Below are 15,396 nucleotides of genomic sequence, written 5' to 3'. Positions count from 1 at the left end.
TTAGTCTTCGGCTTAATCTTCTTTTGACCATCCAAAGGAATACTTAACGGCTTTGTTCCAGCCATTTATCATTGTTTTCCTCTTATCCTCTGAGATTTTCGGAGTAAAGGTTTTATCAATTGCCCAGTTATTAATGACTTCTTCTTTATTTGCCCAGTAGCCAACTGCAAGCCCTGCCAGATATGCAGCTCCCATCGCGGTCGTCTCGACACACTGTGGGCGGTTAACCGGTGCATCAATGATATCTGCCTGCGTCTGCATCAGATAATTGTTGGCACTTGCGCCACCATCTACCTTAAGAGCAGCCAGCTGAATGCCGGAGTCGGCACGCATCGCCTGCAGAACATCATTTACCTGATAGCAGAGGGAATCCAGAGTTGCCCTGATAATATGATATTTGTTTACACCACGGGTAATTCCTACTAAAGTACCTCTGGCATACTGATCCCAATGAGGTGCACCAAGACCTGTAAACGCCGGAACCACATAACAGCCGTTGGTATCCTTAACCTTATTCGCCATATACTCGGAATCCTGTGCAGAATCGATCAGCTTTAATTCATCCCGCAGCCATTGAATCGCAGCACCCGCCACAAAGATTGAACCTTCCAGTGCATAATTTACTTTGCCGTCCAATCCCCAGGCAATCGTTGTTACGAGACCATTCTTAGAGAATACCGGCTTCTCACCAGTGTTCATCAGCATAAAGCATCCGGTTCCATATGTATTCTTAGCCTCACCGGCATTAAAGCAAGTCTGGCCAAATAATGCGGCCTGCTGATCGCCTGCCGCGCCGCCGATCGGGATGATGCCGCCGAAAAACTGCGGATCACTTTCCCCATATACACAGCTTGATGGCTTAGCTTCCGGAAGCATAGATTTCGGGATATTAAGTTCTGCCAGAATTTCATCATCCCACGTTAACGTATTGATGTTAAACATCATGGTGCGGGAAGCATTGGAGTAATCCGTTACATGAACCTTACCCTTCGTCAGCTTCCAGATCAGCCAGGTCTCTACCGTACCAAACAGTAATTCACCCTTTTCTGCACGTTCCCTTACACCATCAACGTTATCAAGGATCCATTTTAACTTTGTCGCTGAAAAATAAGCATCAATTACCAAACCTGTTTTCGCCCGGAAGGTGTCAACCAGGCCTTTTTCTTTCAAAGAGTCACAGTATTCGGCGGTTCTCCGGCACTGCCATACAATCGCATGATATACGGGCTCCCCAGTCTCCTTATCCCATACAATTGTTGTTTCGCGCTGATTTGTGATACCGATTGCTGCGATATCCTCTGCGCGTGCACCGATCATTGAAATAGCCTCAACTGCAACTCCCAGCTGTGTTGACCAGATTTCATTTGCATCATGCTCTACCCAGCCTGGCTTTGGAAAATACTGTGTGAATTCTTTTTGTGCCACACTGCACATCTCACCCTTTTCGTTAAAAAGGATACATCTGTTACTTGTCGTACCCGCGTCCAATGCCATTACATACTTCGCCATAAAAACCCTCCTTCTTAGTCGTTGATCCCATTCTTCAGTGTCATTTATACTCAACTGCTTTCCTGCAAAAACAGCTCAGTTCCTTTTTACATTTTCCATACCATCGGATTGGTTGTGGATACGGATATCGCACCTGCTGCAAGGGCTTCCATCACATCCTCTTTGTCCGATATCAGTCCTCCGGCTATCACCGGCACTTTGACCAGACTGCATACCCTCTTAATCACCTTTGGCATCAGACCGGGTAATATTTCAATGATATCCGGCCTGGCTACATTCATCAGCCTATCTATATTTTCAAAAGCCATAGAATCCAGGACAAATATTCTTAATGTTGTAAATAATGATAATTCTTTGGCCCTCTTAATCAGTGCCGGCTTCGTTGAGATAATGCCGTCCGCTTTCGTATTATTCTTAATGAAATCAACTGCAATTTCTCTTCCGCTTAAACCTGTAATCAGGTCAATATGTACCATAGCTACTTTATCCGCATCTTTGATCTGCTTAACAATCGAACTTAAATTGCAGATATCCCCGAACAGGATAAATACTACCCGGATCTCCTCCATGCTACAGCAGTCGGCAAGACCTTTCATATCCTTTACCGCCGCGATAACCGGATTGCTCTCAAACAAGTCGTAATATTTCTGGTCCATTGGAGCTCCTCTCTTTTTTGCATCGATATCCTTTTGACATCTGGCCGCAAAAGCCTGCCAGTAATCATCCGAAACGGAAAAAAGAGCATAGTTTAGAAGCAACATTTCTGTTGTTCTGCTATGCTCTCATCATCTCCGCATGATTATTACCTTGAACTCAATATAGCACATTGTATATACTCTTTCAATAGTTCAAATTTTTTTCTACAAAATCAAACAGTTTATCGGCATCTTAAACTACATTTTTGTGCAATTTGTATATTATTTTAAATTTTTTATTTTATTTTTAGTTATTATTTTAACAATGTGACAATTTCCTCTATTGCTTTGTTCCCCATATGGATTTCTTTATCATTGAATATGATCATCGGCACACGCTCAATATTATACTTGGCAACCAAATCCGTATAGAGTGCCGCATCGATCATTTCCGCCTCGATATCCGGATTTAAAATGGCAATCTGCTGACAGGCCGCCACTACCCCTGGACAATGATGGCATGACAAGGATACACATATCTTTATATTGGTTTTTGACTTGAGCTTTAAAATCTTTTTACGCAGGCCGCCCGATACCTTCTGCCCCGGACCTGCAAGATTATATATAGCCAAAATAAAAGAATTGATTTCTTTCCCACCCGGAATACCGTGAAAAGCACAGCGGCCATAGCTTCCCGCCTTGTAAAGACCGGTGACCGGCAGAAAAGTCGTATCCAGCTCCGGAACCTGATCTCCCTCCTCCGGGGAGTAGAGCTCCAGGCCTAGCTTTTCACTGAGAGAGACAATCGTTTTCAAAAATGAAGCCATCTGCAGATCTTTCTCCCGTGATATATCCACCACCGCTTTGATCGTCACAGGGTCTTTCATTTTTTTTAATATATCAGACAGCTGCTCTTTCAGCTCCTGATCAATCAAATCACTTTCTGCCGATATTGTTGTAATATCAAGCATAACAGGCACCTCCTCATATGTTGTTAGTTTCTATACCTCAAACAATGAGATACAATCATAAATATTCTTCTGCAAGCTTATTTTATCGAAAAAAATGCTGACTATCAATAGTAATTTTTTAATTTGTCTCACAACAAATATTATTGGAGAAAAAAGACGCCGCATTTTTCACAAAATGAGCGTCTTTCTATCATTATATCAGCGGGAGCTTATCCAAAGCCCTCTTCATCCTCTCAAGTCCTTCCATCAGCTTTCCCCGGGGACACCCCAGATTCATCCGGAGGTAATTCTCATCCCCATAAGCCTTTCCAGGCATGATTCCGACCTTTCCCTCATGTACAAGCGCATTCTGTATGGCACCGCTGTCGGCGCACACTCTGCTCATATCAATCCAGGCCAGATAAGTGGCCTCCGGCATATGAAATCTTACCCCGGTATCTTTCAGTTCCTCTTCCACGAAATTGGACAATTCTTTCATATTTCCCCTGATATAGGTACACAGCTGGTCTGCGTAATCCATACATTCCCCGTAGCCTGTCATCATGGCGTGCATCCCCATTAGGCTTACGGAGTTGAGAAAATCCCTGTTGCGCATCCGGGAAATAAACCGATTACGGACCCTCTCATCCGGAAGTGCACAGTAAGAGCCTATAAGGCCGGGCGTGTTAAAGGTCTTGCTGGCAGAGCTGACCAGATACAGCTGGTCGTATTGATTCCCATATTTAAGAACCGGGCAATGCTTCCGGTCTGTTAAAACCACATCCGAGTGTATTTCATCAGAAATGATTGCAACCTGATGCTTTCTGCACAGCTCCACCATCCGGTCCATTTCAACCGTAGTCCAGACCCTGCCCGTAGGGTTGTGAGGGGAACAAAGCAGGAAAATCCGGCACTCCATAACCAGGTTCTCAAACCGGTCAAAGTCGATTTCATACCTGCCGTTTTCCGGCGTAAGACTAAGAGGGACCATTTCCCGGTTATTGTCCTTAATTACGTGATAAAAGGCATCATACATGGGTTCAAACACCAGCACCCTGTCATGCTCACGGCTCAGCAGACGAAAAAGCACTGCAATGGAATACAGCACTGACGGGCTGTAAACCACCCAATCCGGGCTGACCAATACCTTATGGCGGTCAGCAAAGTATCCTGCCACAGCACCTTTAAAATCTTCATGGTTCCACCGGCTGTAGCCATAGATCCCATGTTCCACCACCTCCATAAGTTTTTTCCTGATTGGCCAGGGCGCCATGAAATCCGTATCGGAAATGGAAAAGGGAAGCAAATCCTCTTCTCCGAACCGGTCCTTTATATAATCCCACTGGGTACAATATGTTCCCCGTCTGTCAATCAATTGATCAAAATCATACTTCATATGCTTCCGCCTCAAATCCGATCTGCCTGCAGACCTCTTTATCCAGCTTCATCAGCAGACACTCCAGCAAATCCACCATCTGCTCCATATCCCGGTAGCATGCAATGGAATAGGGAGAATGCCCATAGCGTGTTGGAATGCCAAGCACCACGGCAGGATGCCCCGTTCCGTCCTGATGAAGCACACCGCCGTCCGTTCCTCCGTTTAAGAACATATCATCCTGTACATGGATATCCAGCTCCTTTGCAGAACGGCGTACCAGCTCCACCATGGCGCGGTTGCTTACAACATTTTTGTCATAGTGAACGATCATGGGCCCCTTTCCTATCTGCCGGTTATTGGTGTGGTCACGCACAAACTCGCTGCCATTGCAGGCTGCATCCAATACAATACAGATATCCGGAAGCACTACTCTTGCCGCTGTTTTTGCTCCTCTCGTACCCACTTCCTCGGAACTGGTAAATGCATAGCTGATACGGTTCGGATGAACGTTCCCAGCCATCCGTTTCATCAGCTCGCCCATCACCCAGCAGCCCGCCCGGTCATCAAGGGCTCTGGCGGCAAAACGGCCATTTTCATATTCCCGGAAAACGGAAGAGAAAGTAACCATGTCTCCAGGCTGCACTCCAAGATCCAGGACCTCCTCTAAACTGTCCTGCCCCAGATCCACATAAAGGCCTGCTGCCTCTTTCTTATCTTCATCATATACTCCGTTTAATATCCCTTTATACTCCCTGCTGCCAGCAGTTGTGACCGTCACCTCCTGCATGAATCTGGAAAAGGTCCGCACATTTCCCACGGGCAGCACCATCACCATCCCCTGGCTGGAAATGGACCGCACCAGAAACCCCACTTCGTCCATATGTGCAGCCAAAAGGATCGACGGGCCTTCTCCCTTCTGGGTAAAAATGATGCTGCCAAGTCCGTCATAAGCCAACTCCTGGGCATAGGGCATGCAATTTTTCCGCAGTACATCCCTGATCCGGTGTTCATTGGATGCCACTGCCCCAGCCTCGCATAATTCTTTTAAAAATTCTTTATCCATATAACCAGACTCCTTATCCCACAACAGTCAGTTCCCTGGGCGAGGATGTGAGCAGGCGAAAACCCTCTTCCGTAACCAGCACATCATCCTCAATGCGCACACCGCCAAGCCCTTCTAAATAGATTCCAGGTTCCACAGTCATGACCATACCGGGCACCAGAACCCTTTCATCTCCAGGTGCGAAATCAGGCAGTTCGTGGCAGGCAATCCCCAGACCATGTCCCAGATTGTGGGAAAATGCCGGGCCATATCCTGCTTTCTCAATCACGTCTCTGGCAGCCCGGTCGATATCACTGCATTTTTTCCCAGGACGAATGGCATGGATCGCCGTCTCCTGTGCCTTTTTTACGGTCTCATATACCTGGCGCATATTAGGATCAACCATCTGCACTGCAACGGTTCGGGTAATATCAGAACAGTATTCGCCCACCCGGACGCCGAAATCCATGGTAACAAAATCTCCGGCTTCAATGACCTTTTGCCCTGCCTTGACGTGGGGCATAGCGCCATTGATTCCGCTGGCAACGATCACATCAAAGGACTCTTTCTGTGCTCCCAGTTCTTTCATATAATAAATCAGGCGGTTCTCCACCTGTTTTTCGGTCATTCCTGCTTTGATCTGACCGAGGATATAGGAATATCCCCGGTCAGCAATCTCACAGGCCCTGCTAATACAGGAAATCTCATCTTCCGTCTTCACCATGCGAATGGAATCCGGTGATACGGGCACAAGCTCTGTCATCAGTCCCGCTTTCAGTTTCTGGTACTGGGCAAAAGAAACGGCCTCCGCCTCAAAGCCCAGTTTTCTGACAGACTCTTCCTCCGCAATCCGGCTTATGTACTCCATGTACCCGCAGTTTTTATCCGCCAGCAAAACCCTGGCATTCATTTCCTTAAGGGCTCCAGCGATCCGCTCCTTTTGCTGGACATAGTACCGTCCATCCACAATGGAATAGCAGCCCTTTTTCGTAAGCAGCACATAGCCGCTGCCGCTGTATAGCCCCGCCGTGTAAAATTTATTTTCTCTGGATACCAGCAACAGTCCATCCAGACCGTTTCGTTCCATAAACTGCCTTCCACTTTTCAGATGGAATTCCATTCCGCCATCTCCTGTCCTATCAGTCGTTGGAATCTACCGTCAGCCTGCCTTTTAGTATCATGTTGTTGCGGATAAAAATCACCAGCAAAGCCGTCACCACAGCTCCCACCACAATTCCTGCGATATAACCCGGAATGTTCTGGCACAAAGGCCACGCCCAAACAGCGGACTCCGGGAACCACTGCACCGCACCGAACATAGTAGCCGAAAGGGAACCGCATATGGCACCGATCATATAAGAGGGAATAATTACCTTAGGCATTTCCAGGGCAAAGGGAATGGCTCCCTCAGAGATTCCCATCAGCGCCAGAAACATGGCAGTCTTCCCCTGAGGATAGAACTGCTTGTCAAACACATGGCGCTTTACTACCAGACGGTCGATCAAGGTCGCTAGTCCCAATCCAAAGGAAGGTACGACTATGGCAACCACACGTGCAGTGATGGGCAGTACTTTATCGGTTGTAAATCCAAGTGCCACAAACCCGGCCGCTTTGTTGATGGGGCCTCCCAGGTCAATGGCCGTAGCAGCAGATAAAGCAATGGTATATCCATAAGACCCGGCCTTACCGGCTGCTGAAAGTCCCGATTTGATCAGGCTATTTAACATTCCACCAAGAGGCGTTACAACCAGATGCATGCCCAGCATGACAAACACAGCCGCCAGCATGGGAATCAGGAAAGTGGATTTGAATGCCAGCATATTGTGGCTCACTTTAATCTTCTGGTTTAAAAACTTTACAAAATACCCGGCTGCAATGGCGATGATCAGCGCTCCTAAAAATGTAGAAGCTACGGGCGAAGAAGCCGTCCAGGTTCCATCCACAAGGCTCACAACTGCAGTTGGTTTCGTAGCCATCAAACCTCCGATAAAACCAGCCGGAAACGCCAGCTTGCCGCCGATGGAATTAGCCATAAAAGCTGCAAACATAGGAATCGCAAATCCGAACAGCGTTCCGCCAAAATTTGCGCATAATTCGGAAAATTTCAAAAGAAATAAGTTAAATCCATCATAAGCTCCGCTGTTCATGGCATCCAAAATGCCTATGGACGGGTCCACGCTCAGGATTACATATGGAATAAGCTGTGAAAATGCCAGAATCAGTCCGCCCATGATCAGGAATGGAATCATGTTGCTGATACCGGTCATTACGTGACGTGACAATGTATCCCAAATCCTCTTTTTCTCCTGAATCTCCGGTTTCTGCTGTACAGGCTTATTGGAGCTGCCTGCATTTTTGTTTTCTGCCTGTCCAGTCAATGCACTCCTCTTTGTAATTGCCATCTTCTTTTATCCCCCTTATCTTTCGTTTTTTCAATCTTCCATGCTTTCAATTTCCTGAATAATCCCCTTGGCATTTTTAATTGCGTCCTGAAGGCCGATTTCGTAAATATCATATGCGTCAAAGCGCTCATTGTTCTGGGGTGCGATGGCAACGGCATGAATAATAATGTCTGCCTCAGCGATTTCTGCCGGGGTCAGCTCATTTTGAATTCCGTCCGCCCCCTGAGTCTCCACTTTCACGTCGTATCCCATCTCCTTTGCCGCATCCTCTAAGGCCTGAGCTGCCATAAAGGTATGGGCCAGTCCCATGGTACATGCGCATAATGCTACTAATTTTTTCTTTGCCATTATTTTTCCTCTTTTCTCTTAATTTTTATATACTTTTCAGCCGGGCGCCCCCAGCAACACCAACTTCTGAAAGAATTCATCAGTTAACAGACACTGCCTGATGAATGATCTCATAAATCTCCCCGGCGGAATCAGACTCCATGATCCTGTTCCGGAATTCCTGCTTCATCAGCATTCTGGAAAGGGATGCCAGAATCTGGATGTGTTCATTTCCATAATTTTCCTTTGGAACAATCAGGGCAATCATAATGTGAACCGGCTTTTCGTCAAAGGATTCCCACTCCAGTTCATTTTTCGACTTCATTACAATGATTCCCGTCTGAATAACGGATTCACAACGGGTATGAGGAATTGCAAACCCGTCCTCCATGCCGGTAGGGCCCTGGGACTCCCGTTCCAAAAAGCCCTGATAAGTTCCTTCTACATCCCGGCACAGCCCTAAGCTTACCGCCTGCTCTGCGATGGAACGAAGCGCTTCATCCTTACTCCCAAATTCCATTCCGGTAAAAATATATTCCTTTTTGATTACTTCCTTCGTCATCATCACACCTCTCTCCCGCACATAATATTTTGAAATGTATAAAAATCATCCGCCTGTATGAGGCGGCGCACCAGTTCCTCTGAGTGGACCACTTTATACAGTGTTCTGAAAATCCGGGCATACTGATTTCCAGACTGGTTAAAACAGGCTAAGAATACCATCTGAACCATCTCACTACCCCATTGGACGGGATTATCCAAAATCCCGATGGCAATACAGGAAGAGAATTCTCCCTGCATCAGCACATGAGGCACGGCCACCAGGTTTCCAACCTCTGTGGAACTGATCCTTTCACGCTTTTCTATGGCATTTATCATCTGGCTTCCAATGCCTTTCTTTCGTTCCAGCATGGCACCTAGTTCTTTAATGGCCTGGAACCGGTTCTCCGCGCTGATATATCCAAAGCAGTCCGGGTCAAAATACCGCATTAGCTCCTTTTCAATACAGATCTTCTGCCAGATCTGCTCCTGAATTCGGGAAATCGCTTTCTCACCCAGCAGATCATGGGAAACGATTACAGGAACAGTTCCGTCATACTCCTCCACAGGAACCGCTGAAATAATTACATCCGGCTTCCGGTCCAAAGCCAGCTTTAAATATCGGACCGGATAAACGCTGCATATAAATATGTTCTGAACTTCACTCTGAATCTTCTCCAGAATCATCTGAGATGTGCCGATTCCGTAATTACATAGGATCACCGCCTTAATCCGCTCTCCGGCCTGGGGCTCATAAACTCCTAAATAAACGGTCAGATAACCGATCTCATCCTCATTAATGGAAACGTTAAACCGCTCCTCAAAGCGCTGTGCCATCAGGATGGCATAATTCATTTCCAGAGGATAGCTGTTTTTAATCTGTCCGATAATGGGATTTGGCGAGTAGTTTCCGGCTCTGGCCCTCTGCATCAGGGCTTTTAAGTGCATGCTTAAAACATTCATCACTTTCTCATCCTGATTATAGGAAATCCCTGTAAGTTCGGAAATCTCCGCCAGAAAATCACTGACGAACCGGCGCATTTCCTCACAGTCTGCTGTATCCGCAAGGTTTAAGTTATATCCCATAAAACCGGAGCACACCATGACATAGAAACATTCCTCCTCTGCAACTGCAATATGGAATTCCTTACCCAGAGCCTCCATAATAGAACGTATCATCTGATAGTTATGGCCGGTAATGGAGGCTCCAAGCTTCATTCCGTTCACTTGACGCCCTTTTCTGTTCCGCGAAAGGGCGATGATGATTCTTGCAATCAGATTGTTTAAATCCATATCTGCCACTATCATTCCGTATTCCTGAATGTATCCGAACACCAGCTCATCTGTCCGGTCAAGCTCTTCCTCAGAAATGTTGTAAATTCCTGTATTCACAAGCTTTGCATTGCAGTAATCCAGGCCGATGTCCCCCAAAAGAGTGCGGATATCTGTTTCCTCACCCGTAATGGAGAGTCCATAATAAGGCTTTCCGGCAAGAGTCAGCCTGTATCTGCTTAAAAATTCCTTTACATCGGCGGTCATCTTATTTAAGGTGGACGAACTTAAAAACATGATATCGCTGAGTTTCTCAATGGTGATCTCATCCCGGTCGATGATTTCCAGAATCATCTCATGAATCCGTTTATCTCCATCTTTCTGACGGTATTCCTTTTTGGTAAGAAGAGGCTTTAATGCCGCCTTGTTTCCCTCTAAAGCATACCCCTGTCCCCTTTTACGGGAAATGGACACGTCAAACGTTTTCAGTTCCTCACTTAGAACCGAGAGATACCGCATTACCGTTCTGGAAGAGATTCCAAGCCGTTTCGCCAACTCTTCCCCATCAATGGCATTCTCCTGATGCATCAGGCAATTCAAAAGCTGTATCTGCTTTTGTGTCAAATCCTGTATCATACAATCACTTTCCTTCTGGTCTCATTATCCTCCTAAGCAGTATAACTTTCCATTCATTCCTTGTCATTAGAAAGTGACAGGCGGTGGGAAGAAAAAGGAGGAGCCGAATCAGACTCCTCTTAGACTGTCCCAGGTTTAAAGCAGACCCAGTGACTCTATCGTTTTCTTTTAAATGTACCTGGCTATTTTATGCTTACCCCTTTAAGCTTTTCCGGAGGTTGACTGATTTACACTGCGCCGGAATCATGCCTTCCGGAACTGGTACTCTCTTGATTTTCTATCAATCAATTTCCCTTTCTTTGTAATAACACGTATCTTAAATTTATTTACGCATATATTATAAAAATTGGTAAAATCCTTAAGAGGCCACGAATGCGCATATGTAATTTAGGTACAATCACGCATATTGGACGAATGCTGCAAATCCATAATGCAGTGGTTGATGAGGTTTTTCTTATTAATAATAATATCGGATATTTAGACATTCTCTACGCCAATTATGAACAAAATGAAACCATATCAGAATCCTTAAGACTTAATGTAACCATTAGCACTGTCATACTAAATTCATACGGCTATCATATATTATTATCCGACATTGAAGAGGGCATGTTGGTGGATTCCTTATTTTCATCGATTAATGCAGGACTCACTCCACCACAGGCTGATGCAACTTTAGTTGTTGCAAGGACTTACGATCAGCCGCCACTGAACTTTATTATAGACCGAATCGCAAAAGTAGATATCGATAACTCTTTTCTCTTTACTGGCGATCCTAATAATGCAGATAATCAAATAAGATTTAATATCAGCAATATAACTACGATTCGAGACAAAGACAGTAACCCTGTTCCTCTTCGTTCACTTCATCCAGGTTTATTAGTGGACGTGATCGTGGCTCACACCAATTTTCAAAATTCGGTTATTCCAAATGAAGCCGATGCTCTGCATGTTCAAATATTATAACTATTACTTAATGTTTTGAATTTAGGAAGAGAATAGAAATATAAAAGAAAGCATCCACTCCAAAAGTGGATGCTCCCAGGTTTATAGGATAAATATCCTTACAGACACCGCCCAACCTGTTGGCAGACAGGGTGGGTGTTTTTATTTCCGCTTATTTCTCTTATCGAGAAAGGCAAGAAACGCTGCATCACATATTCATTATATGATACTAATTCCCAGAACCTTACTTCGCCCCTGCATGATGTTTTTCGAGTGTAGAAATTAATCCATGGTCTCTAACTTTTCTTTCCTTTCACAAACTCTTCACAGATTTATCAAACTCCCGTCACAATTTACAGGTATATTAATAACTGTAAAGAGGCCAATAACCCTTTAAAATAAAACTTTTTTTCATACAGCCGGCAGGATTCCCCCGATCTTGCCGGCTCCTCCCTTTTATCAGACAAAACACCTCTGCTCCTGATCTACTAATCTTAATTACATTTTAATCCACTGTTCCAATCCGAACACATTGACCTTTGGTAATCAACTTAAAAACAAACACTGGAAATTACTATCTCATTTATTCCTGGTCTTTCACAGATTCCTGAAGCAGTTCCTTTATCTGCGGTATTGTTTTGCCGTTCTGACGCATTTCCCTTATTTCCTCAATGCGGGTGATTGCTTCTACACGTTTGAATCTCCTGGTCAGATTCGTTTCTGCCTGTTCAAAAGGCAGCATTCCCTCTTCTGTATAGAACTTTAGGGTACTGTATCTGGTATTGGTCAGTCGTACCAATTCTCCGATTGATACATATTCTGATTCCATTATTTTTTCAATTGTTCGCTGTCTTGACATATCCAGCTCCTTACAGATTGTAACGTCGTAATCTTACTCCATGAATTGGCATTCTGCCGCTGATTGCTTCAGGGATTAGTTCATATTTAATATTATCAATTTTAACAACCGGGACTGCCCCTTCTCGAAGTACCTCATATACATGCCCCTGTGAAGATATTCGATCCAATACATTCTTCAATCGCATCTGTGCGTTTGGAAAATATTCTTCCGTATCGATAAAGATCGATTGTTTTCTTTCAAAGAATGGGAATATGAAATTAAAGCCTTTTCCTGTCTCAGTAGCAGCTGCCTGGCTTTTCATACGTAAAAAACCAGCCACTACAGCCCCCCATAAAGAACGTACCCCAATGGGATAAAGTGCTTTTGCCAAGGTACTTTCATTGCGAATGCCTGTCATCCGCGCTGTGATTATATTCTGTTCATAGACAGAAAAGACCTGAAAGAAGCAAAGGGACTCTAATAACAGCCATACCAAAATAATGCTTTCCTCTGAGATGGGTCCTTCTTCAAAAAACTCAGCTCTTAATAAATCTAACTGGCATTCATACTCCCTTGAATCGCTTACATAGGTTTTTAGCTTAATATTTTTATCGTAATATAAATCACAGCCTAACAAATTAGGAACCTTAGAAAGCAGCTGTTTACTTTGTAATCGTTCCGCGTAAGTTCGTTCCAATGCTTTTTTATCTGCTTTTTTCATGGCATCTTTCATTCCTTCTTCATTAAAGTTCCATTTACCCGTCCCAGGGTTGTAGTTTTCCTCCAAAAATACAGCAGCAGCTAATACTTTTAATACATTCTGCTTAGCAGTTTCTCTATACTCGCTCTCATTACCGTTAAAGCCAATTAGTGCAAAACGTTCTGATAATGTTAAATCCATAATATTCCTCCTTTAACTGTATTAATAATTTGGTTTACTTACCACTTACTACTTACTACTTACTACTTATGATTTATATTATCACTTTGTGAATAAAATTACAATAGCTTGCGGTGTTAATTCCAGATAGTTATTTGAATTTTCGGATCAGATACTTTTACTCGTTAAATGTTTGCCCTCCAGGAACACTAAAAAAGCAGCCCCTACATAAACAGGTGCTGCTTTTATTGAAACTTATCGTAAAATCTATAGAAAAATATCATTTAGTTTTTCCCAGTCACGCTTTCTGTCATCTGAAATACCTTCCACATAGGCCTTTTGTCTTCCTATTTCATCGATGATGAAATCCCGGATAATCGGAATCTGCATGCATTTTTCTCTTTCGTCGCTCCTTTTTTTAATTTCCAGCAGCACGTCAATCCCATTTCGCAGTTCTGCTGTCATATCCTGCATTTTGAAGGCGTCTCAGCTGTGCACCGGCATATTCCCCAAAGGAATTTTTATTTCTCTATTACTTATCTGATCTCCATGACAAATTCCCAGCTGATTCCTCCATCTTCTGAATGGTAAAGAACCTCTTGTCCCCCATCAGCCCCCTGTCCTATCACCATTTTCAAAATCTCATCTTCTTCATATGGCATTTGGGGGAAATCAAACGGAGAATCCTGATTCGGATCTTTTTCCATAACGGAATACGGAAGCTGTACTGGCTCTGTCGTTTTTCCACCATCATCTGTCCGGTATAGCTCTGCCTCATCGCCGCCATTATGTGAAAGACAGAAAAATCCCAGCTTTTCGTTAATAAAGGCAATGCCTGCGGCCACCCCGGCCTGACCTAAAAACGGATCTTGATTCACAACCTTCCAGCTTTTTCCGCCATCATCACTGTACTCCAGGGTGTAATAGCGGCTGCCAAGAGCGGCATCTACTACATTCAGACGGAACCGGTCACCATTTAAAAATTGAAATTCTTCATCTGGATTGATTGCGGCAGGCTTCTCTTCAGACAATGCTTCTCTGTCAGATTGCTCTTCCTCTTCTGATGCCGCCAGATAGCGTATTGGCGTAATTTCATTTTCTTTGCCCGGTACAAATACAGAAACTGTATACCCTCGAATATTGGATCCGGTCTCAGCATTCGCCGGCCTGCCCTCATTTAAATCCACCCAATTGATTCCCGTAGAATCATTTCCCCAATCCCGCACTCCATAATAAATGATTCCGTATTCTTCTTCCCCCCATTGTTGTACGGCCTCTTCCAGATCTACTTGTTTTAGTATCTCAACCATCGGCTGCAATTTCTTAAGGTCTTTGCCCTGCTCCGATACTGATCCATCCAAATAAACAGTCGCACGTTTTGACTTGCTCCCATCATAGTTGATTAAATAGGTCTTTAAATTTCCTCTGTCATCATTTCCATATAAATAGGTTTCCAACGAAGTTATGGTTCCATCTGGTTTGAAATGAAGATTAAAACTGGTAGCGACATATAAAACTTCCGGCATTTGAAGCTTCTGCCCTAAATCCGCTATCATATTATCGATTCCACCTGAAAAAACATTATCATGAACAATCTCTACAGTCCTTTTATGGGTTCTTTCATATAAAAACCATGATAATTTTCCATTAAAATTACTGGCGCTAAGTACAATTTTCTCTCCGTAAAACAATGTAGTTCCAATATAAAATAACAGAAGCACTGACATATAACTTCTATATAACCATCGGCCTTTTTTCTTCTTTCGTAATTCGGTTTCTTTCACAATATTAGTTTGTTCTTCTGTCCTTCTCCCCTTTTTAATAGCCGCTATAATCGCTATCAAAAGCATCATACAGAAAAATATCATACAGCCTGCTAATATCGGTATATTCCTTCTCTTTCCTCCAAACTGGCACAATCGGTATAAGCGTTGCAAAAACACAAGATATACCGCTGCTGTCAGAGGATTTATCAATAAAAGCCAAAATGCTTTCCAACTCATTCTTCCTTTATTCTCTTGCATGGGATACAGCCTCCA

The 15,396-nt window shown here is 44.1% G+C and carries 15 protein-coding genes; 1 reads left to right on the top strand and 14 read right to left on the bottom strand.

What is annotated here, in order from left to right:
- Positions 1 to 12: 12 nt before the first annotated feature.
- The 10 genes from glpK to BMX69_RS05835 form a co-directional block, all read right to left on the bottom strand.
- A complete protein-coding gene (glpK, locus tag BMX69_RS05880) occupies positions 13 to 1,509 on the bottom strand; it encodes a glycerol kinase GlpK (RefSeq protein WP_054790550.1) in 1,497 nt (498 codons plus the stop codon).
- 86 nt (positions 1,510 to 1,595) lie between these two features.
- Positions 1,596 to 2,165, bottom strand: a complete 570-nt coding sequence (locus tag BMX69_RS05875) for a glycerol-3-phosphate responsive antiterminator (RefSeq protein WP_100043784.1) — start codon at positions 2,163 to 2,165, stop codon at positions 1,596 to 1,598.
- Between the two features lie 293 nt (positions 2,166 to 2,458).
- Positions 2,459 to 3,115: a thioredoxin family protein gene (locus BMX69_RS05870; protein WP_242941370.1), complete on the bottom strand. Its 657-nt coding sequence runs from the start codon at positions 3,113 to 3,115 to the stop codon at positions 2,459 to 2,461.
- Between the two features lie 193 nt (positions 3,116 to 3,308).
- Complete coding sequence (locus BMX69_RS05865) at positions 3,309 to 4,490, bottom strand: MalY/PatB family protein (RefSeq protein ID WP_100041823.1); 1,182 nt, start codon at positions 4,488 to 4,490, stop codon at positions 3,309 to 3,311.
- Positions 4,480 to 5,535, bottom strand: a complete 1,056-nt coding sequence (locus BMX69_RS05860; RefSeq protein ID WP_054790549.1) for a M20/M25/M40 family metallo-hydrolase — start codon at positions 5,533 to 5,535, stop codon at positions 4,480 to 4,482. The genes BMX69_RS05865 and BMX69_RS05860 overlap by 11 nt, the downstream gene beginning before the upstream one ends.
- A gap of 13 nt (positions 5,536 to 5,548) precedes the next feature.
- Positions 5,549 to 6,634, bottom strand: a complete 1,086-nt coding sequence (locus tag BMX69_RS05855; protein ID WP_100041822.1) for a M24 family metallopeptidase — start codon at positions 6,632 to 6,634, stop codon at positions 5,549 to 5,551.
- A 19-nt stretch (positions 6,635 to 6,653) separates the two neighbouring features.
- The gene (locus BMX69_RS05850; RefSeq protein ID WP_054790545.1) at positions 6,654 to 7,916 is read right to left on the bottom strand and encodes a PTS fructose transporter subunit IIC; all 1,263 of its coding nucleotides are present in this window, start codon (positions 7,914 to 7,916) and stop codon (positions 6,654 to 6,656) included.
- Between the two features lie 30 nt (positions 7,917 to 7,946).
- On the bottom strand, positions 7,947 to 8,264 hold the full coding sequence (locus BMX69_RS05845; RefSeq protein ID WP_100041821.1) for a PTS fructose transporter subunit IIB: 318 nt from the start codon (positions 8,262 to 8,264) through the stop codon (positions 7,947 to 7,949).
- A 79-nt stretch (positions 8,265 to 8,343) separates the two neighbouring features.
- Positions 8,344 to 8,808 (bottom strand): PTS sugar transporter subunit IIA, encoded by a 465-nt coding sequence (locus BMX69_RS05840; RefSeq protein WP_100041820.1) that lies wholly within the window; start codon positions 8,806 to 8,808, stop codon positions 8,344 to 8,346.
- On the bottom strand, positions 8,808 to 10,691 hold the full coding sequence (locus BMX69_RS05835; RefSeq protein WP_100041819.1) for a BglG family transcription antiterminator: 1,884 nt from the start codon (positions 10,689 to 10,691) through the stop codon (positions 8,808 to 8,810). The genes BMX69_RS05840 and BMX69_RS05835 overlap by 1 nt, the downstream gene beginning before the upstream one ends.
- A gap of 372 nt (positions 10,692 to 11,063) precedes the next feature.
- Here BMX69_RS05835 and BMX69_RS05830 point away from each other — a divergent pair, with 372 nt between their 5' ends.
- The gene (locus BMX69_RS05830; RefSeq protein WP_054790539.1) at positions 11,064 to 11,657 is read left to right on the top strand and encodes a hypothetical protein; all 594 of its coding nucleotides are present in this window, start codon (positions 11,064 to 11,066) and stop codon (positions 11,655 to 11,657) included.
- A gap of 562 nt (positions 11,658 to 12,219) precedes the next feature.
- On the opposite strand, the gene BMX69_RS05825 is transcribed toward BMX69_RS05830, so the two are convergent.
- The 4 genes from BMX69_RS05825 to BMX69_RS05810 form a co-directional block, all read right to left on the bottom strand.
- The gene (locus BMX69_RS05825) at positions 12,220 to 12,495 is read right to left on the bottom strand and encodes a helix-turn-helix domain-containing protein (protein WP_100041818.1); all 276 of its coding nucleotides are present in this window, start codon (positions 12,493 to 12,495) and stop codon (positions 12,220 to 12,222) included.
- Positions 12,496 to 12,505: 10 nt separating this feature from the next.
- The gene (locus tag BMX69_RS05820; protein ID WP_100041817.1) at positions 12,506 to 13,378 is read right to left on the bottom strand and encodes a hypothetical protein; all 873 of its coding nucleotides are present in this window, start codon (positions 13,376 to 13,378) and stop codon (positions 12,506 to 12,508) included.
- 246 nt (positions 13,379 to 13,624) lie between these two features.
- Complete coding sequence (locus BMX69_RS05815; RefSeq protein ID WP_054790535.1) at positions 13,625 to 13,831, bottom strand: DNA polymerase beta superfamily protein; 207 nt, start codon at positions 13,829 to 13,831, stop codon at positions 13,625 to 13,627.
- Positions 13,832 to 13,893: 62 nt separating this feature from the next.
- Complete coding sequence (locus BMX69_RS05810) at positions 13,894 to 15,381, bottom strand: WD40/YVTN/BNR-like repeat-containing protein (RefSeq protein WP_100041816.1); 1,488 nt, start codon at positions 15,379 to 15,381, stop codon at positions 13,894 to 13,896.
- Positions 15,382 to 15,396 lie beyond the last annotated feature (15 nt).

The organism is Lacrimispora sphenoides JCM 1415 (assembly GCF_900105615.1).
Lineage (GTDB): Bacteria > Bacillota > Clostridia > Lachnospirales > Lachnospiraceae > Lacrimispora > Lacrimispora sphenoides.
The sequence above is the reverse complement of the archived record's forward strand: the minus strand, read 5'-3'. Positions and strand labels throughout refer to the sequence as shown.

Excerpts from the sequence above, each read along its gene's own strand:
- glpK (WP_054790550.1), bottom strand. The coding sequence starts at position 1,509 with ATGGCGAAGTATGTAATGGCATTGGACGCGGGTACGACAAGTAACAGA.
- BMX69_RS05875 (WP_100043784.1), bottom strand. The coding sequence starts at position 2,165 with ATGGACCAGAAATATTACGACTTGTTTGAGAGCAATCCGGTTATCGCG.
- BMX69_RS05870 (WP_242941370.1), bottom strand. The coding sequence starts at position 3,115 with ATGCTTGATATTACAACAATATCGGCAGAAAGTGATTTGATTGATCAG.
- BMX69_RS05865 (WP_100041823.1), bottom strand. The coding sequence starts at position 4,490 with ATGAAGTATGATTTTGATCAATTGATTGACAGACGGGGAACATATTGT.
- BMX69_RS05860 (WP_054790549.1), bottom strand. The coding sequence starts at position 5,535 with ATGGATAAAGAATTTTTAAAAGAATTATGCGAGGCTGGGGCAGTGGCA.
- BMX69_RS05855 (WP_100041822.1), bottom strand. The coding sequence starts at position 6,634 with ATGGAATTCCATCTGAAAAGTGGAAGGCAGTTTATGGAACGAAACGGT.
- BMX69_RS05850 (WP_054790545.1), bottom strand. The coding sequence starts at position 7,916 with ATGGCAATTACAAAGAGGAGTGCATTGACTGGACAGGCAGAAAACAAA.
- BMX69_RS05845 (WP_100041821.1), bottom strand. The coding sequence starts at position 8,264 with ATGGCAAAGAAAAAATTAGTAGCATTATGCGCATGTACCATGGGACTG.
- BMX69_RS05840 (WP_100041820.1), bottom strand. The coding sequence starts at position 8,808 with ATGATGACGAAGGAAGTAATCAAAAAGGAATATATTTTTACCGGAATG.
- BMX69_RS05835 (WP_100041819.1), bottom strand. The coding sequence starts at position 10,691 with ATGATACAGGATTTGACACAAAAGCAGATACAGCTTTTGAATTGCCTG.
- BMX69_RS05830 (WP_054790539.1), top strand. The coding sequence starts at position 11,064 with ATGCGCATATGTAATTTAGGTACAATCACGCATATTGGACGAATGCTG.
- BMX69_RS05825 (WP_100041818.1), bottom strand. The coding sequence starts at position 12,495 with ATGTCAAGACAGCGAACAATTGAAAAAATAATGGAATCAGAATATGTA.
- BMX69_RS05820 (WP_100041817.1), bottom strand. The coding sequence starts at position 13,378 with ATGGATTTAACATTATCAGAACGTTTTGCACTAATTGGCTTTAACGGT.
- BMX69_RS05815 (WP_054790535.1), bottom strand. The coding sequence starts at position 13,831 with ATGCAGGATATGACAGCAGAACTGCGAAATGGGATTGACGTGCTGCTG.
- BMX69_RS05810 (WP_100041816.1), bottom strand. The coding sequence starts at position 15,381 with ATGCAAGAGAATAAAGGAAGAATGAGTTGGAAAGCATTTTGGCTTTTA.